At 50.4% G+C, this 236-nt stretch carries 1 protein-coding gene; it reads left to right on the top strand.

Features of this window, described 5'->3' with window-relative positions; all coding sequences use genetic code 11:
- Positions 1–199: hypothetical protein (locus AC0L3U_RS40215; protein WP_473365245.1), on the top strand; the 199-nt coding region annotated here is incomplete at its 5' end.
- Positions 200–236 lie beyond the last annotated feature (37 nt).

Here is a 236-nt window from a genome sequence, read left to right as displayed (position 1 = left end):
ACTTGGCGTGCAAATGATCCACGCCAAGTTGTTTCCGATGCATGGCACAGGGGAAGACAGCGCATTCAAAAAAATCAGCTCAAGGCAGGACAAATATTTTGAGCGTTACGAAGGCTACCCTTCCTCCCATGACGCGGCCAGGGCCGATGATAAAGCGCTGGCTGAGCTGGCTGCTCACATCAGGACTTTCGCCCAATGAAACAGCTTGCACATATTTATAATAGCCAACCGTAACC

This window comes from Bradyrhizobium sp. Kon69, from assembly GCF_055807515.1.
Note: the sequence above shows the minus strand (reverse complement) of the source record. Positions and strands in the feature narration are given on the sequence as shown.